Here is a 19,638-nt window from a genome sequence, read left to right as displayed (position 1 = left end):
GACGGACGCACGCCGCAATCTAGGCGATTCCGGTGAAACCCGACGTGCCGTGAGGGGATGACCCCGCGTAGGCGCGGTTCGCCAGCGCGCCGGCCAGCACACGCGCCGGGTCGACCAGCGTCAGCCCCTGCGTCGCCACGCTGCCCTGCAGGCCCAGCGGTACCTCGGTGCAGCCCATGACGATGGCGACGTCGCCGTGGCGCCGCGACAGCGCCAGCGCGACCTCGGAGAAACAGGCCTCGGCCAGGTGCAGGTCGCCGGCCTTCACGCCGTCGTAGATGCCGCGCATCACCAGCGCGCGTTCGGCCGGCAGCGGCAGATGGCATTCGAGGCCGGCATCGGCCAGTGCCTCTTCGTAGAGGCGCACGCGGTAGGTGCCTTCGGTCGCCATCAGCGCCACCTGCGTCTGGCCCTGCGCCGCCAGGTGCGCTGCGACTTCGCGCGCCACATGCAGCAGCTCGATCTGCGGAAAACGCTGCTGCAGCGTCGCATGCCAGGCGTGCGCCGTGTTGCAGGCGATGGCGACGGCACGGCTGCCCAGCGCGGCCAGCCGGCCGAGCGCCTGCAGCATCGGCTCGAGCGGCTGGTGCGCGCCCTCGCCCGAACGCTCGAGCGCGCCGGTGCGGTCAGGCACCGGCACCTGCGCCAGCCAGTGCTCGGGAAAGGCCTGGTCGCGCACCGGCTCGCCAGCCGCGCGCATGTGCTGCGCGCACGCGTCGACGAACAGCCGCACGAAGTCGGCGCCCGCCGCGGGGCCCATGCCACCCAGGATGCCGACCACCTGCGTCATGCGTGCGTTCCCGATCAAGTCGCCGGCTTGTCCGACGGGGTCTTGATGTTGTCCTTGAGCTCCTGGCTCATCGGCAGGCCGATGGGCAGGCCCTTGGGCGGGATCGGGCCGAGGAACCACTTGTTGTAGAGCTTCTCGAACTCGCCCGACTTCATCATCCCGGTGATCACGCCGTCGACCAGCGCCTTGAACTGCGGGTCGTCCTTGGGCAGCATGCAGGCATAGGGCTCGACCTGCAGCGCGTCGCCCACCACTTCGAGCGCGGCCGGGTTCTTGGAGTTGGAGCGCAGGCCGTACAGCAGGATGTCGTCCATCGCGAAGGCCGCGGCGCGGTCGCTCTCGACCAGCAGCAGCGCGTCGGCATGGTCCTTGGCCGAGAGGATGTCGATGTCGAGCTTCTTTTCCTCGTTGTACTTGCGCACCACCAGCATGTTGGTCGTGCCGGTGGTGATGGCCACCTGCTTGCCCTTGAGGTCGGCGTAGTTCTTGATGCCCGAGGTTTTCTTCACCAGCAGGCGGGTGCCGGTGTAGAAGTGGTTGATGGCGAAGGCCACGTCCTTGGCGCGCGCGGTGTTGTTGGTGGTCGAGCCGCATTCCACGTCGATCGTGCCGTTCGACAGCAGCGGGATGCGGTTCTGCGAGGTGACGGCCATCCACGCCACCTCGAGGTTCGGCTTGTTCAGCTTCTTCTTCACTTCCGCCACGATGGCATTCGACAGCTCGACCGAGAAGCCGATGGGCTTGCTCGGGCCATCGAGGTAGCTGAAGGGCACGGACGATTCGCGGTACGCCATCGTGATCTTGTTCGACGAGGCGACCTTGGCCAGCGTGTCGGCAGCCTGGGCGCCGGTGGCGGTCAGCAGCACGGCGGCCATCAGTACGGAGAGTTTCATGCGAGCCCTTTCGGCAAGGAAGTGACAGGGAAATGACGGAAGGGCCAGTGTAAAAACTTGTTCGCCGAAGTCCATCATTCCTTTTGCGCCAAGGGTCATGTTCAAAAGTTATGCGTGCCGCAGGCCATGCCCTGCGGCTATGGCCGACCGCTGTTTCGGCATTTCACGCGGCCGGGTCGCGGGTCTAGAGTCGGCGCATATCAGTGATCCGTTGCGCTGCGCGCCACACGTGGCCGGATGCCAGAGCACCCGCGGAACTGGCTCTGCCAGGCCGCCGGGTGCGCCCCCTTGAGGGGGAGGCGCCGCAGGCGCATCGGGGGTGAGTTTTATTTCTGGAGTGTTTCATGCACGTGTGTGTGCTCGGGGCCGGCATCGTGGGCCTTGCGACGGCCTGGCACCTTCAACGCGAAGGCCACCAGGTGACCGTGGTCGACAAGGCGACGCCCGGTGCCGGCGCGAGCGGCGGCAACGGCGCGCAGCTGAGCTATTCGTATGTGCAGCCGCTGGCCGATCCGTCCATCTGGCGGCAACTGCCCAAGCTGCTGCTGGCGGCCGACTCGCCGCTGAAGCTGCGGCCGCAACTCGACCCGCTGCAATGGCGCTGGGGCATCGAGTTCCTCGCGGCCTGCAACCCGCAGACCTCGCGCGAGAGCACGGCGGCGCTGTTGGCGCTCGCGGCATCGAGCCGGGTCGCCTTCGAGGCGATGCGCGCCGACATCGCGCCCGACTGCGACTTCTCCGCCACCGGCAAGCTGGTGCTCTACCAGAGCACAGAAGCCGTCGAGGCCGCACGGCGGCAGGTTGCGTTGCAACACACCATGGGCAGCGTGCAGCAGGTGGTGAGCGCCGACGAGTGCATCGCGCTCGAGCCGGCGCTGGCCGGCTACCGCGAGCGCATCGCCGGCGCGGTGCACACGCCCAGCGAATGCGCGGCGGACTGCCTCAAGGTCTGCCTCGAACTCGAGCGTGCGCTGCGCGCGCGCGGCGTGCGCTTCGTGCTCGGCACCGAGGTGCGCGGCTTCGACGAGCGCCAGGGCCGCGTGGCGGCGCTGCGCACCGACGGCGAGCCGGTGGAAGCCGACGCCTTCGTCGTCGCGCTGGGCACCGCGTCGCACCGCATCGGGCGCAAGCTGGGCACCTCGGTGCCGGTCTATCCGCTCAAGGGCTACAGCATCACGCTCGACGTCGACGAGGCGCCCGGTGCCGCGCCGCGCGTGAGCGTGACCGACAGCGCACGCAAGGTGGTGTTCGCCCGCATCGGCGCGCGGCTGCGCATCGCCGGCATGGCCGAGCTGGTCGGCCACGACGCAGGCATTCCGCCGGGCCGCATCGAGACGCTGGTGGAGGCCACGCGCGCGGTCTTTCCGCAACTCGAGCGCTACGACGACCTGCACCCCTGGACCGGCATGCGTCCGGCCACGCCCACCGGGTTGCCGATCATCGGCCACCGCCCGGGAACCGCCCGCAACGTGGTGTTCAACACCGGCCATGGCGCCCTGGGCTTCACGCTGGCCTTCGGCTCGGCCGCCCGGGTGGGCGACGCCTTGAACGCGCTGACCGACTGAGCGCTCAGCGCGCCTTCGGCGCCGGCCGGATGTCGGCGCAGCGCGCGACCACCGCCTCGATCTCCTGCATGAGCGCCCGCGCGCCGGGCGACGGCAACGCGCCCAGCCGCTGCGTCAGACCGATGCGGTGGTGCGTGTGCGCGAGCGGAAAGTCCAGCACGACCAGGCGGCCGTCGCGGATCTCGTGGCGCAACGCGTGGGCCGAGATGGCGGTCAGCATGTCGCTTTCGAGCAGCAGCCCGCGCAGCAACGCGAGGTCGCCGGTCTCGACCGCGGGGATCGGCGGCCGCTCGTCGGCTTGCGAGAAGAAGCGCTCGAACATCTCGCGCGACGGCGAGCCCTGACGCGGCAGCACCCACATCGCCGCACGCAGCAGGTCGACGTCGATCGGCCGCGCGCGCGCCAGCGGATGCCCGGCCCGGGCGATGACGCTGAGGTGGTCTTCGAACAGCAGCTGCTGCTCCAGGTTGACCGCGTCGTCTTCGGCGCGCAGCGCACCCAGCATGAAGTCGATGTCGCCGTTGCGCAGCGAGGCGGCCAGCGCGTCGTACGGGCTCTCGACCGTGGCGATGTGCAGCCGCGGATGCCGTGCGAGCAGCGCCGCGATGGCCATCGGCAGGATCTGCGTGCAGCCCGGCGGCAGTGCACCGACATGCACGCTGCCCTGCAGGGTGCCGTCGCTGGCCGCGATGTCCGGCACGATGTGCCGCACTTCGGCCAGCACGCGCTTGAAGTGGAAGGCCACGATGAGGCCGGCCACCGTGGGCACGAGCCCACCCGCCCTGCGTTCGAAGAGCGCCGCACCCAGGCCATGCTCCAGGTCCTTCAGCGCCACGCTGATGGCCGGCTGCGTGATGCCGAAATCGCGCGCCACCGAGGGCATGTTGCGCTTCTCCGACAGGCTGGCGATGACGGCGAGGCGGCGCCCGTTCAGGATGGACGTGAAGAGCGACTTCGGGTCCACCGTGCTGTCGATGCAGCCGCGCGCGACGAGGTGCGTGCGCGCCTCCTCGAACTCGCGCTCGATGCGGCGCGCGCGCACCAGCACCAGCTCGCCAGAGGCATTGAGCGTGACGCCGCGCGAGCCGCGATCGAACAGCGGCCGGCCGAGCGCGCCCTCCAGTTGCAGCACCGAGCGGGTCACCGCGGAGGGCACGCGCAACAGCCCCTCGGCCGCCCGCGCGATGCTGCCGGCAGCCGCCACGGCCGAAAAGGCCTGCAGCTGGCGCAGGTTGATGCCAAGCGCCGCGCTGTCCCAGCGGTCGATCACCTGGTGGGGCGCGACGGATTCGTTCACAAGGCGGACTCTCCTCCCAAGTCCGCCGCAGCGCCTCCCCGGAAAACCCCGATTCAGGGAAGGCGCCGGCGCGTCTCGGTGCGCCTTTCAGTGCGCGTGACCGGCCGAGGCCGCGGCACCGGCCGGCATGCCGACCGGCACCTGCACGTCGAGCGTGCCCGCCGCGCCCTTCGCATCCTCGAAGCGCAGCGTCATCGGCACCGTCGCGCCCTTGGGCAGCGCCTGCTTCAGGTCCATCAGCATCACGTGGTAGCCGCCGGGCTTGAGCTCGACCGTCTGGCGCGCCGGCAGGGCCAGGCCGCCGTTCAGCGCACGCATGCGCATGGTGTCGCCCTCCATCTTCATCTCGTGGACTTCGGCCACCCCCGCCACCGGCGTCGAGACGCCGACCAGCCGCGCGCCCGAGGGCGCATTGAGCTTCATGAAGGCGCCGGTGCCGCTCTGCCCGGGCACGGTCTGGCGCACCCACGCATCGCGCACGTCGACCGCAGCGACGCCCGGTGCAAGCACGTCGAGGCGCGCCGCCGGGAAGGCCGGCTTGTCGGCACCGGCGCCGGGCAGCTGTGCCCAGTCGGCGCTGCCCTGGTCGCAGGTCTGCAGCACCTTGAAGTACAGCGGGCCCGGCGTGCCGGTGAGCCTGCCGCGCACGATGAATTCGGTGCGCTCGCTGCCCGGCAGCGCGCTCGCGGGCGACTCGGCCTTCCACGCCACTTCGCGCGGGTTGGTGCTCAAGGTCCAGCCCTTGCGCGCCTGCGCCTCGCTCAGCCGGAAGCCTTCCGGCAGTCGCACGGTGATGCCGGTGGTGGCCTGGGCGTCCTTGCAGGCATGGCCGACACGGAAGGCCGCCTCGTAGTCGCTGCCGGCCGCCGCGCCGCCGGGCGGCAAGGTGACGTGGGCGCCGGCGGCGGTGCTGGCGAACAGCGCGACGAGCGCGAGGCGCGGGAGGATGGATGTACGGTGGGTCATGGGTGTTCCTTACAGGTGATCGGGTTCAGAGGTCGAAGCGCAGCTCGGCCGTGTAGGTGCGCTGCGGATAGGGGTGGAAGTTCCAGTACTGCGCGTTGTTCGCGTTGTCGATGCCGAAGGCGGCCGACCACTGCTTGTCGATCTGGTAGCGCACGCGCAGGTCGACGGTGAAGTACTTGCTGGCGCCGAAGTAGGCGTCGGCGTTCACGTCGCTGTTGTCGAGGTTCGAGTACTGCCGGCCGCTGTAGCGCGCCGCCACGGTGAAGGCCCATTGCGCGTCGGGCCTGTAGGTGGCGTAGACGGTGGAGCGCCAGCGCGGCACGCGCGGCTGCCACTTCCCCACGCTGGCCGGGAAGGCGGCGTTGGCGACGGTCTTCGAGTCGGCGTAGGTCAGGCTGGCGCCCAGGTCGATGCCGCGCAGCCCCAGGTTCTGCACGACGTTCTGGCCGGTGTAGGCCAGCTCGATGCCGTTGGTGCGCACCTTGTCGACGTTCTGCACACGCGAGACCGTCGAGTTGGGAATGAGCTGGCTGAACAGCGCGTCCTTCGTCGTCTCGTGGAACAGCGTGGCGCGGGCCAGGCCGTTGCCCAGGTCCTGCTCGAGCGAGAGCTCGCCGGTCCACGACTTCTCCGGCTTCAGCGTCGGGTCGTTGATGAAGGACAGCGCGCCGCCCGAGGTCGCACCGTACAGCTCGCCGACGGTCGGGTAGCGCACCGAGCGGCCGACCGAGCCCTTCAGCACCGTGGCGCTGGCGAGCTGGTAGGCCAGCGCGGCCTTCGGCGAAAAATCGGATTCGCTGCGGTCGGCGTAGCGCAGCGTGCTGGCCGCCGTCGACGTATGGCCGTCGCTGGCGCGCCAGTCCTCGTAGCGCAGGCCGAGCACCGCCTTCCACTTCGGCGCGAAGGACCACGCGTCCTGCAGCCACAGGTTGGCGGTCTCGCTGCGGCCACCGACGTCGCTCACCAGTGTCGAAGGCGTGCCGTCGAGCCAGGTGCCGGCGAGGTTGGTCTTGCGGATGGCGAGCTTGTAGGCGTCGCGGCCGATGCCGAAGTCGACGATGTGCGCACCGCCCACACCCTGCGGCCGCCAGGTGCCCTTGGCGGCCAGCGTGTTCCAGCCGGTGCCGTCCTGGTCCTGCAGCGTGCCGGCGCCGCCGACGGCGGCCAGCGGCAGCGGGGTGGTGGCGGCGCGCTGCTGGTCCTTGGCGTAGTCGTACAGGCTCGCGGCCAGCTCCCAGTCCCACTCGCCCTTGGTGTGGCTCTTGACCGACAGGCCGTGCATGACGTGCGTCTGCGCGTCGTTGGTCAGCGGAAAGGCGGTGGACGCGAGGTTGTAGCTGCGGCCGTCGATGTTGACCGGGCCGCTGTAGACCGGCGCGCCAGCCGCGTTCTTCAGGTAGCTCTCCGAGCGCCCTTCCGAGCTGTTCTGCCACACGCCGAGCGTGTAGGTCGCGCGCACGGTCGGCGTGAGGTCGTAGGCCAGCTTGAGCTTTGCGTGGTCCTGCACCGTGTGGTACTGCGTGCCGGTGCCGAGGATGTACCAGGGCGTGTTGGTGGTGTTCAGCCCGCGCACGGCGCCCGTCACCGGCACGCCGGCCGAACCGGGCGTGCCCGAGGCCACGGTGGCCGTCGCGAAGGTCAGCGGCTGGCCGCGGCTGTCGGTGCGGTTCAGGTCGATCCACCACGACCAGTCGCCGCTCTTGCTGCCCAGCGATGCGCTGGTCTGCCAGCTGTTGAAGGTGCGGTTGGTGCTGTACAGGTCGTTGGGCTGCGACGAATAGCCGGCCTTCACATGGGCTTCCAGCTGCGTCGGCATGCGCGTGACGAAGTCGACCACGGCGCCGGCCGAGTTGCCCGGGTACGCGGCGGAGAACGGCCCGTACATCACGTCGACCCGTTCGATCTCCTCCGGCGTCACCAGGCCCCAGCGCGGCGCGAAGTTGGTGCCGTTGGCGATGCCGTTGCCCAGGTAGTTCGACAGCAGGATGCCGTCGGCATACACCGCCGAACGCGCGCTGTTGCCGGTGCCCGAGGCGCGCGTCGACAGGATGGCGTGGTTGTAGTCGCCGATGTAGCGCTTGCGCACCAGCAGGCTGGGCAGGTACTTCAGCGCATCCTCGCTATCGGTGGCGTTGATGCGCGTCTCGATCTCCTCGCGCGTCACGCCTTCAATGGTGGTCGGGATCTGTGTCGGCAGCGAGGTCGGCTGCCCGCCGGTGACGGTGACCACGCCGAGCGAGCGGCTGCGCTCGGGCGCGCTGTCGGTGCCGGCCGGGGACTCGGTGACTGCGGACGACTGGGCCAGGGCCAGCCACGGAAATGCGGCGCCGAGCGCCAGCGAAAGAACACGTTTCTTCAAGAAGACTCTCCTCGGCACGCACGGTGCCGCCTCGATGCGAAAGGTGCGCAGCAACGCCCGTCTGTGCGGGGTCGCGCTACACCGTCGAATGCAGGGTCAGAGGAGAGAAGGCGGCCCGCGCGCCGGCAATGGCGCGGCCGTGGCGGCGGCGATGCGCGCCGCGGGAATCGACTGCACCGCCCGTGCGAGCGGCAGCGGGGTCGGCAGCGTGAAGTGCACCGTGGCCGGCGGTGCGCCGGTCAGCATGCACAGCGGGCAGTCCATGTGGCTGGGGGCCAGTTCCTGCGCACCGTCGTCGGTCTGCACGATCACCTTGATCGCGCCAGCCGCGGAGCACACCAGTTCCATCGCCTGCGGATGCACCACCGGCGCGGCCACCGCCACGCCCAGCGACAACAGGAACCACGCCAGCACGCAGCGGTGCAGGACGGCGAGGTGGCGCAGGGTGGACATGGGGCGGAATTATGAGGGCAGGCGCTCAGGCCATCGCTTCGATGGCGTCCCGCATCGCCTGCGTGATCGCGCGCACCGCCACCGAATCGGGCCGGCCCGCCAGCCGCAGGGCGCGCACCGGCACCGGGATGTGCGGCTCCAGCGCCAGCACGTCGACCTTCGCGCGGTCGGCCGAAGCGGCGGTGCAGCCGTCGACCAGCGCCACGCCGAGGCCGTGGTGCGCCATCGCGAGCGCCGCGTGATAGGTCTGCACGGTGACCACCGCGCGGTGGAAGCCCACGCCCGCCTGCCGACAGGCCTGGCTCAGGCTGGTGCCCACCGGGTCGCGTCCGTCGAGGCCGACCACCGGCACGTCGACCAGGTCGTGCAGCGCCACCGAACCGTTGCGCACCAGCGCGCGCGGCAGCATGCCCCTGGGTGCGATGCACACCATGCAGCTGTCGGCCAGCGACTCCTGCATCAGCGACGGGTGCACCGCCGGGCTGAAGGCGAAGCCCACGTCGGCCTGCTGCGACAGCAGCGCCGACATGATCTGCGGCGAGTGCAGCGACTCGACGATGACGGCCACGCCCGGATGCTTCTCGCGGAAGGCCTTGAGCGCGCGCGGCAGCACCTCGTAGCTGAGCGCCAGCACGGTGAGGATGCGCAGCTCGCCGGCCACCCCGGAGGAACGCAGGTTGGTCGCGAGCCGCTGCACCTCGTCGAGCTGCGCGAAGAGCCGCTCGATGTGCGGGTACAGCGTGAGCGCCTCGGTGGTCGGCGTGAGCCGGCCCTTGGTGCGCGCGAACAGCGGAAAGCCCAGCTGCAGCTCCGCATGCTGCAGCGTGCGGCTCACGGCCGGCTGCGTGATGTTGATGAGCCGCGCCGCCGCGCTCACGCTGCCGGTGAGCATGATGGCGTTGAAGACTTCGATATGGCGCAGGCGCATGGTGCGGAGCCCTCATTCGCGCACGAGGCGGACACCGAGATGCCTGACGCGTGCCTCACAGTAGATCATGCCGCTGTCGCTCAACACCCACGCGCTGATCGATGCCCGGGCCGTCGATGTCGCCGGACTCGCACCGCACACGGTGGACGACCAGTGGTCCACGCGCGGCGCTTCCTTGCCCCCCGCCGGGAAGTTCGATGGGGGAAGCTCGAAGCGATCGGGCTCGCGCTGCGCGAGGCTGTTGATTTCCTTGATGGTGGGCAGACGCCAGCCAGCTTGCTCGCTGGCGCGCTGCAAGGCCTCGACGTAGTCGTAGCGCTTGGCACTCCACATGCAGCGGCGGCCGTTCCAGGTCTGCGGCTCCTCGCAGCGGCGCCACACCAGGCCGGTGTGGCGGTCCTCCACCGCGCCGCCGGGCACGCCCCGTTCATTGGGCCATTCGCGCCAGCGACCGGCCGGCGGCGCTTCCGGGCCCCGCACGAGACGAACGAAGAGCGGCAACGGCTTGCGCGCCATGTCGGGGTCGCAGTCGTAGACGAAGCCATTCGCGAAGTTGACGCACCAGACGCTCGTCGGGTCGCGCCATTCCGACGTCGCGTACACCCCCGGTACGGTGTTCGGGAACCACCGCGCGTCGATGACCGCCTGTTCGGCCAACGGCAGCGCCGGACTCACATCGGACAACCGCTCCTTGCCCAGGTCGATCAAACCATGCAGTTCGGCCACCGTCGGCAGGCGCCAGTCGGTGAAGCCGCACAGCCGGCTCGCGTTCACCTGCGCCACATAGGCGATGGCGTCGCCCGGTCGGCCGTCGCCGTGCAGGGAATAGGCCTCGCTGTGGCCGCGGCTGCCGGGCACGGGCTCGTTCTGCGGCCCGTAGGCATCCATGTCGAAACGAGGGGCGCGTTCGGCGCCGTCGTGCAGCAGGGGCCAGGGCTGCTTGCCGCTGTCGGGCTTGCCTTCCCAGACGAGGCCGGACACCCGGTCGCGCACGCAGGCGGTCCGCGGCTGTCCCGCCACGGCCTCGTAGGCCGGCCGGCCCGCGCCCTGCAGGCCATCCTGCTTGGGAACCAGCGCCAGCGGCCCGGCGTCGGCGCAGGCCTGGGGCGCCGGCCAGCCGTCCTTCTGGAAGCCCAGGCACATGCGCACGCCGGTGGGCGGCACCTTGACCGCCGTGGGCTGCGCAACCGCAGGCGCCGCGGCCCACCCCATCAAAACGGCCGCCAGGGCAATGGTCCGCATCGGACTCAATGCGCCTTGTCCCAGTTCGGCCCCACGCCGAGTTCGGCCAGCAGCGGCACCTTGAGCTCGGCCACGCCGGCCATCAGCTTCGGGATCTCGCTGCGCACCCACTCGACCTCGGCCTCGGGCACCTCGAACACCAGTTCGTCGTGCACCTGCATGATCATCTTCGTCGCGCGCTGCTCCGCATCGAGCACGTCCTGCACCTTGACCATGCTCAGCTTGATGAGGTCGGCCGCGGTGCCCTGCATCGGCGCGTTGATGGCCGCACGCTCGGCGCCGCCGCGGCGCGGGCCGTTGGGTGAGTTGATCTCGGGCAGGTAGAGGCGCCGGCCGAACACGGTCTCGACGTAGCCCTTCTCCTTGGCGCTGGCACGGGTCTCGTCCATGTAGGCCTTCACGCCCGGGTAGCGCGCGAAGTAGCGGTCGATGTACGACGCGGCGGCCTTGGTCTCGATGCCCAGGTTCTTCGCCAGGCCGAAGCTGCTCATGCCGTAGATCAGGCCGAAGTTGATGACCTTGGCGTAGCGGCGCTGCTCGGTCGACACCTGGTCGACCGCGACGCCAAAGACTTCGGCAGCCGTCGCGCGGTGCACGTCCAGGCCTTCGGTGAAGGCGCGCAGCAGCGATTCGTCGCCGCTGATGTGCGCCATGATGCGCAGCTCGATCTGCGAGTAGTCGGCGCTGGCGATCACGCTGCCGGCGGGTGCGACGAAGGCCTCGCGCACGCGGCGGCCCTCGGCCGTGCGGATCGGGATGTTCTGCAGGTTCGGGTCGTTGCTGCTCAGCCGGCCGGTCACCGCCACCGCCTGCGCGTAGTGCGTGTGCACGCGCCCGGTCCGCGGGTTGGCGAGCTGCCCCAGCTTGTCGGTGTAGGTGCCCTTGAGCTTCGACAGGCTGCGGTGCTCCAGCAGCTTGGCCGGCAGCGGGAAATCGTCGGCCAGCTTCTCCAGCACCTCCTCGTCGGTGCTGGGCGCGCCGCTCGGCGTCTTCTTGACGACGGGCAGGCCCAGCTTGGTGAAGAATATCTCGCCGATCTGCTTGGGGCTGCCCAGGTTGAAGGGCTGGCCCGCGAGTTCGTAGGCCTCCTGCTCCAGCTGCATGATGCGGGTGCCGAGCGCATGGCTCTGCGCGGCCAGCGTGGGCGCGTCGATCAGCACGCCGTTGCGCTCGATGCGGTAGAGCGCCTCGCTGCTGGCCATCTCCAGCGCGTAGACGAAGCGCAGCTTCTCGTTGGCCTCCAGCTGCGGCCAAAGCACGCGATGCACGTCGAGCGTCTGGTCGCTGTCCTCGCACGAATACTCCGCGGCCTTGTCGATCGCCACCTGGCTGAAGGAGATCTGCTTGGCGCCCTTGCCGCACAGGTCTTCGTAGTCGATGCCGCTGCGGCCCAGGTGGCGCTCCGCCAGGCTGGCCAGGCCGTGCGGCCGGTGCACTTCGAGCACGTAGCTCTGCAGCATGGTGTCGTGCGCATAGCCCCGCACCTCGATGCCATGGTTGGCGAACACATGCCGGTCGTACTTGACGTGCTGGCCCAGCTTCTTCCTGGCGCCGTTCTCCAGCCAGGGCTTGAGCCGCGCGAGCACCTCGTCGCGCGGCAGCTGCTCGGGGGCATCGGGGTAGTTGTGGGCCAGCGGGATGTAGGCCGCCTCGCCCGGCGTCACGCTGAAGCTCAGGCCGACGATCTCGGCGCGCATCTCGTCGAGCGAGGTGGTCTCGGTGTCGAGCGCCACCAGCTCGGCGGCCTCGATCTTCGCGAGCCAGGCATCGAACATCTCCCAGGTCAGCACCGTGTCGTAGGCCAGGTTGCTGGCCTTCTCGGCGGCCTCGTCGCCCAGGTTGTCGATCGGCTCGTCGAACAGACCGGGGCCGGCGTCGCTCGCGGCGCCCTTCTTCTTGCGGTGGGTCTCCTCGATCAGTTCGGGCGGCACCGCGTGCGCCTCGAGCGTCTTGACCAGGCTCTTGAAGCCGTAGGTCTCGTAGAAGGTCTTGAGCGCGTCGACCTGCTGCGGGCCGATGGCGATGCTGTCGAGCGCGGGCAGGCCGTCGACATGCCCGGCCAGGTCGCAGTCGGTGCGGATAGTCACCAACCGGCGCCCTTGCGGCAGCCAGTCGAGCGCCTTGCGCAGGTTCTCGCCGGCCTGGCCCTTGATCTCGTGCGCGCTGGCCACCAGCGCGTCGAGCGAGCCGTACTGCAGCAGCCACTTGGCGGCGGTCTTGGGCCCGACCTTGTCGACGCCGGGCACGTTGTCGACCGTGTCGCCCACCAGCGTCTGGTAGTCGATCATCAGGGCGGGCGGCACGCCGAATTCGGCCGTGACGCCGGCGACGTCGCGCTTCTTGCCGTTCATCGTGTCGATGATGGTGATGTGCTCGTCGACCAGCTGGCTCATGTCCTTGTCGCCGCTCGACACGATGACTTCGATGCCCTGCAGCGCGGCGGTCTTGGCCAGCGTGCCGATCACGTCGTCGGCCTCCACCAGCGGCACATGCAGCACCGGCCAGCCCAGCAGGCGAACCACCTCGTGGATCGGCGCGATCTGGCTGCGCAGGTCGTCGGGCATGGGCGAGCGGTGCGCCTTGTAGTCGGGGTACCAGTCGTCGCGGAAGGTCTTGCCCGGCGCGTCGAACACGCAGGCCGCGTAGTCGGCCCGCACCTCACGGCGCAGCGACTGCATCATGTTGATCATGCCGCGGATGGCGCCGGTGGCCGGGCTGCTGGGGTCGCCCGGCACGGCCCGCAGGTCGGGCATGGCGTGGAAGGCGCGGTAGAGGTAGCTCGAACCATCGACGAGCAGCAGCGTTTTCTTGTCGGTCATCGGGCCATTTTGCCCGGCCGGCGGTGCCGCCTCGGGCGTGGCAACGTACGTGCCCGCCGTACGCCCCCTGACGCCCCACGCCGACAGCGCGAAAGCAGGCCGGCACCTACAATTGCGCCATGGCCTCCACCCCCCTCTCCTTCTTCCGCCACGCGTTGCTGGCTCTCGTCTGCGCCGTGCCCGTCGCTGCCGTCCAGGCACAGACCGCCGCGCAGCCCGCGCCGGTGACGCCTGCCGAGGCCAAAGCCGAAGCGCGGGCCGAGGGGCGACGCAACCAGAAGATCGAGAACATCCACGTCGAGGACGGCGGCGCCGCCGTCGACGAGGTGCGCTATGGCGGCCAGACCCAGAGCATCACGGTGAAGCCGAAGGCCAACGTGCCGTCCTACCAGGTGCTGCCCAACGACGGCGGCCGCGAGCGGCAGGGCCAGTCGGAAACAGGCACGGGCGGCAACGGCCCCCGCGTCTGGAACGTCATGAAGTTCTGAGCCGGGCGTGGCGGTCTACACCGACGTCGGGTTCGACGAAGCGGATGCGCTCGTGCAGCGCCTGGGGCTGGGCGCCCTGCGCCAGCTGGACGGCATCCAGGGCGGCATCGAGAACACCAACTACTTTGCGACGACCGACCAGGGCGCCTACGTCCTGACGCTGTTCGAGCGCCTGGGCCCCGAGCAGTTGCCCTACTACCTGTGCCTCATGAAGCACCTGGCGGCGCACGGCATCCCCGTGCCCGAGCCGGTCGCCGACCCCACGGTGACACCGGCCAAGGCCACGGGGCTGGAACGACCCGCCGACGCGCCCTGCGAACTGGTGCACGTCGTGGCCGGCAAGCCCGCCGCCGTGGTGCAACGCCTGTCGGGCCGCAGCGAACTGGCGCCGGGCGCCGCGCACTGCGCCGAACTCGGCCGCTGGCTGGCGCGCATGCATCTGGCCGGCCGCGACTTCGACCGCGTGCAGCCCAACCTGCGCGGCCTGGCCTGGTGGAACGACACCGCACCGGTGGTGCTGCCGCACCTCGACGAATCGCAGGCAGCCCTGCTGCGCGGCGAGCTGGCCTACCAGAACCATGTCGCCGAATCTTCGGCCTACGCGGCGCTGCCGCGCGGCCCGGTGCATGCCGACCTGTTCCGCGACAACGCCATGTTCGATACCACCGCCGGCAGCGAACAGCCCCGGCTGAGCGGCGTCTTCGACTTCTACTTCGCCGGCACCGACACCTGGCTGTTCGACCTGGCGGTGTGCCTGAACGACTGGGCGGTCGACCTGCCCACCGGCACGCACGACCCGCTGCGCGCCGACGCCCTGCTCGCCGCCTACATGGCGGTGCGCCCGCTGACCGGCGCCGAACGCGCGCTGCTGCCCGCCATGTTGCGCGCCGCCGCCCTGCGCTTCTGGATCTCGCGCCTGTGGGACTTCCACCTGCCGCGCGAGGCGAGCATGCTGAAGGCGCACGACCCCACCCATTTCGAGCGGGTGCTGCGCGAACGCGCACGCCAGCCGCTCGCGGCGCCCTCACCGAGCGCCACCGCCCCAGTGGCGGCCTGAACGGATCCCGATGAAACTGAATATCGTCCCGGCACGCACCGGTGTGCTGTGGGTTCGCACCGGCCTGCAGACCTTCGCCAAGCGGCCACTCGCCTTCGTCTCGCTCTTCTTCTTTTTCATGGCGCTGGTGTCGATCGCCTCGCAGCTGCCGCTGGTGGGCACCGCGATCGCGCTGATGCTGCTGCCGACCATGACGCTCGGGCTCATGGCCGCCACCGCCGAGGCCGCGCGGGCCGGCGCCGGCACGAAGCCGCCTGCCGCTGCGGTGTTCCTGGCGGCATTGCAGGCGGTGCGCACCGGCTTTCGGCCGATGCTGGTGCTCGGCGTGCTCTACGCCGTGCTCTTCATGCTCGTGATGGGCATCTCGGCCCTGGCCGACGGCGGGCAGTTCGCCAAGGTCTACCTGATGGGCGGCACCGTCAGCCGCGAGATGGCCGAGGCCGGCGATTTCCAGGCGGCGCTGTGGATCGCCATGCTGCTGTACCTGCCGCTGTCGCTCGCCTTCTGGCATGCCCCGGCGCTGGTGCACTGGCACGGCGTACCGCCGGCCAAGAGCCTGTTCTTCAGCTTCGTCGCGTGCTTCAAGAACTTCGGCGCCCTCTTCGTCTTCGGGTTGGCCTGGGTCGGCGTGTTCATCGGCTCGGGCATCGTGCTGAGCCTGATCGCCACGCTGTTCGCCGCGGTGGCCGGCGAAGGCGCGGGCGCCGCCGCCGGGGCGCTGATGCTGGGTGGTGCGATGGTGATGGCCGCGATGTTCTTCACCAGCACCTGGTTCACCTTCCGCGATTCCTTCATCGACTGACGGTCGCGCAATCCGCGCCGGTCAGACCGGCGTGAGCTTCGCCACCGACAGTGCCAGCCACTTGACCCCGTGGCGCGGGAAGTTGATCTGCGCACGGGCGTCATCGCCGGTGCCTTCCAGCGCCACCACGGTGCCTTCGCCGAACTTGTTGTGGAAGACCTGCATGCCCGAGCGCAGGCCGTGCGAGGGCGCGGCCTTCTGCGGCGGGACAGGCGGGCTGGCGAAGGAATCCTTGCTGTAGCCGCCGCTGTAGCTGCTGCCACTCCCGCCGGCGCCGCGCGAGGTCGCATAGCCACCGCCATAGCCGAAGGCCGACGGCGCGAAGCCCTGGTTCTTCGGCGTGAGCCACTTGAGCGCGCCTTCGGGCAGCTCGTCGTAGAAGCGGCTCTTGAGGTTGTAGCGGGTCTGGCCGTGCAGCATGCGCGTCTGCGAATGGCTCATGTACAGGCGCTGGCGCGCGCGCGTGATGGCGACGTACATCAGGCGGCGTTCCTCCTCCAGCCCGTCGAAGTCGCTCATCGAGTTCTCGTGCGGGAACAGGCCCTCTTCCATGCCGGTGATGAACACGCAGTCGAACTCCAGACCCTTGGCGGCGTGCACCGTCATGAGCTGCACGGCGTCCTGCCCGGCCTGCGCCTGGTTGTCGCCGGACTCGAGCGCGGCGTGCGTCAGGAAGGCGGCGAGCGGGCTGAGCGTTTCGCCGGTCTCGGCGTCGGGGGCCAGCGGCTCGACGGGTTCGTCGACCACCGGCCGGTTCGGGTCCAGGCCCTGGCTCGCCGGCGACTGCCGCAGTTCGTCCACCGGCAGCGCGACCGCATCGCGGCCGAAGCCCTCCTGCGTGACGAAGCTCTCGGCCGCATTCACCAGTTCTTCCAGGTTCTCGATGCGGTCGGCGCCCTCGCGGTCGGCCTTGTAGTGCTCGACGAGGCCGCTGTGGTCGAGCACCAGCTCGATGATCTCGCGCAGCGAGATGCCGACCGTCTGCTCGCGCAGCACGTCGATCTTGGCGACGAAGGCCGACAGGTTGGCGCCGGCCTTGCCGCCGACGGCACTCACGGCGTCGTGCAGCGAATGGCCGGCGGCACGCGCCGCGTCCTGCAGCAGCTCGATGCTGCGCGCGCCGATGCCTCGCGGCGGAAAGTTGACGATGCGCAGGAAGCTGGTGTCGTCGTCCTTGTTTTCCAGGAGGCGCAGGTAGGCCAGCGCATGCTTGATTTCGGCACGCTCGAAGAAGCGCAGGCCGCCGTACACGCGGTAGGGCACGGCGGCGTTGAACAGCGCCGTCTCGATCACCCGGCTCTGCGCATTGCTGCGGTAGAGAACGGCCATCTCCTTGCGATCGATGCCGTCGCGCGCGAGCTGGCGCATCTCCTCGACCATCCATTGCGCCTCGGCGAAGTCGCTGGTGGCCTCGTACACGCGCACCGGCTCGCCGGGGCCCTGGCTCGTGCGCAGGTTCTTGCCCAGCCGTTTGGTGTTGTGGCCGATCAGCGCATTGGCCGAGTCGAGGATGTTGCTGAAGCTGCGGTAGTTCTGCTCCAGCTTGATCTGGTGCTGCACGTCGAACTCGCGCACGAAGTCGGCCATGTTGCCCACGCGTGCACCGCGGAAGGCGTAGATGCTCTGGTCGTCGTCGCCCACCGCGATCACGCTGCTGTCGCCCGGCACGAAGCGGCCGTCGATCGTCTGGCCCGACAGCATCTTGATCCACGCGTACTGCAGGCGGTTGGTGTCCTGGAATTCGTCGATCAGGATGTGGCGGAAGCGCCGCTGGTAGTGCTCCCGCACGGGGTCGTTGTCGCGCAGCAGTTCGTAGCTGCGCAGCATCAGCTCGCCGAAGTCGACCACGCCTTCGCGCTGGCACTGCTCCTCGTAGAGCTGATAGATCTCGACCTTCTTGCGGTCGTCCTCGCTGCGCACCTCGACGTCGCGCGGGCGCAGGCCGTCTTCCTTGGCGCCGGCGATGAACCACTGCGTCTGCTTGGCGGGAAAGCGCTCGTCGTCGACATTGAACTGCTTCATCAGCCGCTTGATGGCCGAGAGCTGGTCCTGCGTGTCGAGGATCTGGAAGGTGGACGGCAGGTTGGCCAGCTTCCAGTGCGCGCGCAGCAGGCGGTTGCACAGGCCGTGGAAGGTGCCGATCCACATGCCGCGCACGTTGACCGGCAGCATCGAGGTCAGCCGCGTCATCATTTCCTTCGCCGCCTTGTTGGTGAAGGTCACGGCAAGGATGCCGCCAGGCGACACCTGACCCGTCTGCATCAGCCAGGCGATGCGGGTGGTGAGCACCCGCGTCTTGCCGGAACCGGCCCCGGCGAGGATCAGTGCGTTGCCCGCGGGCAGCGTGACCGCCGCGAGCTGCTCGGGGTTGAGGTTGGCGAGCAGGGGCGAGGCGGCCGCTGGAAAAGGGGGGGCGCCGGCGGAGGCGTCGTGCGAGCCGAAAAGAGACATGCCGGCATTGTAGGAAGCCGGGGTCCGCACGGCGCCGGCGGCGCTTATTTCACCAGCTTCAGCGTGCCCTTCATGATCGCCGAGTGGCCAGGGAAGGAACAGAAGTAGGTGTAGCTGTCGGCGGCGCCGAGCTTGGCCACCGCGAAGGTCACGCTGTCGCTTTCGCCACCGCCCACGATTCTTGTGTGCGCCACGACGCGCGCGTCGCCGGCCTTCACGTAGTTCTGCGGCAGCCCGGCGGCGATGCCGTCGGTGGCAATGGCCTGCACGTCGGCCGTCTTGGCCAGCACCCAGTTGTGGCCCATGGCCTGCTTCGGCAGCTTGCCGCTGTGCTTGAGCTTGACGGTGAAGTCCTTGCACGTCTTGCTCACCTCGATGGTGGCCTTGTTGAACTGCATGGCGTCGTTGCCTTCGATCTCGACGGTGCAGTCGGCAGCGAAGACGGAAGACGAGGCGAGTGCCAGAACGGCGATGGCAGCGAGGCGGTGGCGAAGCATGAGGATGATCTCCAGGGAATAGGAAGCAGCGCGAACGTGCTGCGGTGCGTGCATTGTGGAAGGCCGCCCGCGCCCTGCACTGACGGGCGTCAAGGCTGCGCGCGAGACGTTGCGCATTTGAAACAGCCTTCTGCAAACGTTGCCATGGATCAAGGAAGCAAACGCCGCGCATGCAGACACTGGCCATCGGCTTCCGACCCCTCGTGTCGGTCACAACTGGAGTTCCAAGACCATGAAGAAGAATCTCGCCTGCGCCCTTGTCGCCACCCTGCTCGGCACGCTGAGCGCCGTTCCTGCGCTGGCGCAGGAAGCCCAAGGCAACTGGCTGGTACGCGCCCGCGCCGTGCGGCTCGACCCGGCCAACAAGTCGGACGCCATCGGTGCCCTGGCCGTGCCGGAGGACGCGATCACCATCAACAAGAAGACGATCCCCGAGTTCGACATCACCTACTTCTTCACGCCGAACATCGCGGCCGAGTTGGTGCTGACCGTGCCGCAGAAGCAGCGCGTGACGATCGAGCAGAGCGCGCTCGGCGGCCCGGTGGACATCGGCACCTTCAAGCACCTGCCGCCGACGCTGACGCTGCAATACCACTTCCTGCCCGAAGGCACGTTCCGGCCCTATGTCGGCGCCGGTTTCAACTACACGCGCATCAGCTCGACCAACCTGAACGTGCCGACCGTCGGCCGGCTGGACCTCGACCACAACAGCTTCGGCTTGGCCGTGGGCGCGGGTTTCGACATCAAGATCGCCAAGAACGTGTTCCTGAACTTCGACGTGAAGAAGGTGCAGATCCGCACCGACGTGAGCCTGAACGGCACCAAGCTGTCGACGGTCAAGGTCGACCCGCTGCTGGTGGGCGTGGGCATCGGCTACCGCTTCTGATCGAGCACAGCCGATTCGCGAATAAGGTCTATACGAAAGTCACCTCGCACGCGAACCGGCACCTCCCTAGAATCAATCACCGGGCCCAAGTTTCTTGTCGCCCGGTTTTTTTGCGTCTGCAGGGCGCGAATCGACCGGGCCGAGA

The 19,638-nt window shown here is 69.3% G+C and carries 16 protein-coding genes; 5 read left to right on the top strand and 11 right to left on the bottom strand.

What is annotated here, in order from left to right:
- Positions 1-19: 19 nt before the first annotated feature.
- Together N8A90_RS01465 and N8A90_RS01460 are read right to left on the bottom strand one after the other, a co-directional pair.
- Entirely contained in the window at positions 20-790 is a 771-nt protein-coding gene (locus tag N8A90_RS01465; protein ID WP_262072860.1) for an aspartate/glutamate racemase family protein, read from the bottom strand.
- A gap of 14 nt (positions 791-804) precedes the next feature.
- The gene (locus N8A90_RS01460) at positions 805-1,683 is read right to left on the bottom strand and encodes a transporter substrate-binding domain-containing protein (protein ID WP_262072859.1); all 879 of its coding nucleotides are present in this window, start codon (positions 1,681-1,683) and stop codon (positions 805-807) included.
- A 344-nt stretch (positions 1,684-2,027) separates the two neighbouring features.
- Between N8A90_RS01460 and N8A90_RS01455 the strand changes: the two genes are divergently transcribed.
- Entirely contained in the window at positions 2,028-3,248 is a 1,221-nt protein-coding gene (locus N8A90_RS01455) for a D-amino acid dehydrogenase (RefSeq protein WP_262072858.1), read from the top strand.
- Positions 3,249-3,252: 4 nt separating this feature from the next.
- On the opposite strand, the gene N8A90_RS01450 is transcribed toward N8A90_RS01455, so the two are convergent.
- From N8A90_RS01450 to polA, 7 genes are all read right to left on the bottom strand, one after another.
- On the bottom strand, positions 3,253-4,545 hold the full coding sequence (locus N8A90_RS01450) for a LysR family transcriptional regulator (RefSeq protein ID WP_262072857.1): 1,293 nt from the start codon (positions 4,543-4,545) through the stop codon (positions 3,253-3,255).
- Between the two features lie 87 nt (positions 4,546-4,632).
- Positions 4,633-5,511: a copper chaperone PCu(A)C gene (locus tag N8A90_RS01445; RefSeq protein WP_262072856.1), complete on the bottom strand. Its 879-nt coding sequence runs from the start codon at positions 5,509-5,511 to the stop codon at positions 4,633-4,635.
- A 25-nt stretch (positions 5,512-5,536) separates the two neighbouring features.
- Positions 5,537-7,870 (bottom strand): TonB-dependent receptor, encoded by a 2,334-nt coding sequence (locus tag N8A90_RS01440; protein ID WP_410087615.1) that lies wholly within the window; start codon positions 7,868-7,870, stop codon positions 5,537-5,539.
- A 96-nt stretch (positions 7,871-7,966) separates the two neighbouring features.
- Positions 7,967-8,323, bottom strand: coding sequence for a hypothetical protein (locus tag N8A90_RS01435; protein WP_262072855.1), 357 nt, complete (start codon positions 8,321-8,323; stop codon positions 7,967-7,969).
- A 25-nt stretch (positions 8,324-8,348) separates the two neighbouring features.
- Entirely contained in the window at positions 8,349-9,251 is a 903-nt protein-coding gene (locus N8A90_RS01430) for a LysR family transcriptional regulator (RefSeq protein WP_262072854.1), read from the bottom strand.
- Positions 9,252-9,263: 12 nt separating this feature from the next.
- Positions 9,264-10,493: a DUF1566 domain-containing protein gene (locus N8A90_RS01425; RefSeq protein WP_262072853.1), complete on the bottom strand. Its 1,230-nt coding sequence runs from the start codon at positions 10,491-10,493 to the stop codon at positions 9,264-9,266.
- Between the two features lie 5 nt (positions 10,494-10,498).
- Entirely contained in the window at positions 10,499-13,312 is a 2,814-nt protein-coding gene (polA, locus tag N8A90_RS01420; RefSeq protein ID WP_262072852.1) for a DNA polymerase I, read from the bottom strand.
- Between the two features lie 119 nt (positions 13,313-13,431).
- Between polA and N8A90_RS01415 the strand changes: the two genes are divergently transcribed.
- Genes N8A90_RS01415 through N8A90_RS01405 form a run of 3 tightly spaced genes read left to right on the top strand, consistent with a single transcriptional unit; the run spans position 13,432 to position 15,659 of the window.
- Positions 13,432-13,800, top strand: a complete 369-nt coding sequence (locus N8A90_RS01415) for a hypothetical protein (protein WP_262072851.1) — start codon at positions 13,432-13,434, stop codon at positions 13,798-13,800.
- A gap of 7 nt (positions 13,801-13,807) precedes the next feature.
- Positions 13,808-14,857 carry a homoserine kinase gene (locus N8A90_RS01410; protein ID WP_262072850.1) on the top strand — a complete coding sequence of 350 codons (1,050 nt, stop codon included), beginning with the start codon at positions 13,808-13,810 and terminating at the stop codon, positions 14,855-14,857.
- 10 nt (positions 14,858-14,867) lie between these two features.
- Positions 14,868-15,659, top strand: a complete 792-nt coding sequence (locus N8A90_RS01405; protein ID WP_262072849.1) for a BPSS1780 family membrane protein — start codon at positions 14,868-14,870, stop codon at positions 15,657-15,659.
- 21 nt (positions 15,660-15,680) lie between these two features.
- On the opposite strand, the gene N8A90_RS01400 is transcribed toward N8A90_RS01405, so the two are convergent.
- Together N8A90_RS01400 and azu are read right to left on the bottom strand one after the other, a co-directional pair.
- Complete coding sequence (locus N8A90_RS01400) at positions 15,681-18,110, bottom strand: UvrD-helicase domain-containing protein (RefSeq protein WP_262072848.1); 2,430 nt, start codon at positions 18,108-18,110, stop codon at positions 15,681-15,683.
- A gap of 44 nt (positions 18,111-18,154) precedes the next feature.
- Complete coding sequence (gene azu, locus N8A90_RS01395) at positions 18,155-18,607, bottom strand: azurin (RefSeq protein ID WP_262072847.1); 453 nt, start codon at positions 18,605-18,607, stop codon at positions 18,155-18,157.
- Positions 18,608-18,839: 232 nt separating this feature from the next.
- Between azu and N8A90_RS01390 the strand changes: the two genes are divergently transcribed.
- Positions 18,840-19,493, top strand: coding sequence for an OmpW/AlkL family protein (locus N8A90_RS01390; RefSeq protein WP_262072846.1), 654 nt, complete (start codon positions 18,840-18,842; stop codon positions 19,491-19,493).
- Positions 19,494-19,638: the final 145 nt, after the last annotated feature.

This window comes from Variovorax sp. N23 (genome assembly GCF_025486315.1).
In the GTDB taxonomy this organism is placed as follows: Bacteria; Pseudomonadota; Gammaproteobacteria; order Burkholderiales; family Burkholderiaceae_C; genus Variovorax.
This window is presented reverse-complemented; position numbering and strand designations above follow the sequence as displayed.

Coding starts and splice junctions, on each gene's coding strand:
- N8A90_RS01465 (WP_262072860.1), bottom strand. CDS start 790: ATGACGCAGGTGGTCGGCATCCTGGGTGGCATGGGCCCCGCGGCGGGC.
- N8A90_RS01460 (WP_262072859.1), bottom strand. CDS start 1,683: ATGAAACTCTCCGTACTGATGGCCGCCGTGCTGCTGACCGCCACCGGC.
- N8A90_RS01455 (WP_262072858.1), top strand. CDS start 2,028: ATGCACGTGTGTGTGCTCGGGGCCGGCATCGTGGGCCTTGCGACGGCC.
- N8A90_RS01445 (WP_262072856.1), bottom strand. CDS start 5,511: ATGACCCACCGTACATCCATCCTCCCGCGCCTCGCGCTCGTCGCGCTG.
- N8A90_RS01435 (WP_262072855.1), bottom strand. CDS start 8,323: ATGTCCACCCTGCGCCACCTCGCCGTCCTGCACCGCTGCGTGCTGGCG.
- N8A90_RS01430 (WP_262072854.1), bottom strand. CDS start 9,251: ATGCGCCTGCGCCATATCGAAGTCTTCAACGCCATCATGCTCACCGGC.
- N8A90_RS01425 (WP_262072853.1), bottom strand. CDS start 10,493: ATGCGGACCATTGCCCTGGCGGCCGTTTTGATGGGGTGGGCCGCGGCG.
- polA (WP_262072852.1), bottom strand. CDS start 13,312: ATGACCGACAAGAAAACGCTGCTGCTCGTCGATGGTTCGAGCTACCTC.
- N8A90_RS01415 (WP_262072851.1), top strand. CDS start 13,432: ATGGCCTCCACCCCCCTCTCCTTCTTCCGCCACGCGTTGCTGGCTCTC.
- N8A90_RS01405 (WP_262072849.1), top strand. CDS start 14,868: ATGAAACTGAATATCGTCCCGGCACGCACCGGTGTGCTGTGGGTTCGC.
- N8A90_RS01400 (WP_262072848.1), bottom strand. CDS start 18,110: ATGTCTCTTTTCGGCTCGCACGACGCCTCCGCCGGCGCCCCCCCTTTT.
- azu (WP_262072847.1), bottom strand. CDS start 18,607: ATGCTTCGCCACCGCCTCGCTGCCATCGCCGTTCTGGCACTCGCCTCG.
- N8A90_RS01390 (WP_262072846.1), top strand. CDS start 18,840: ATGAAGAAGAATCTCGCCTGCGCCCTTGTCGCCACCCTGCTCGGCACG.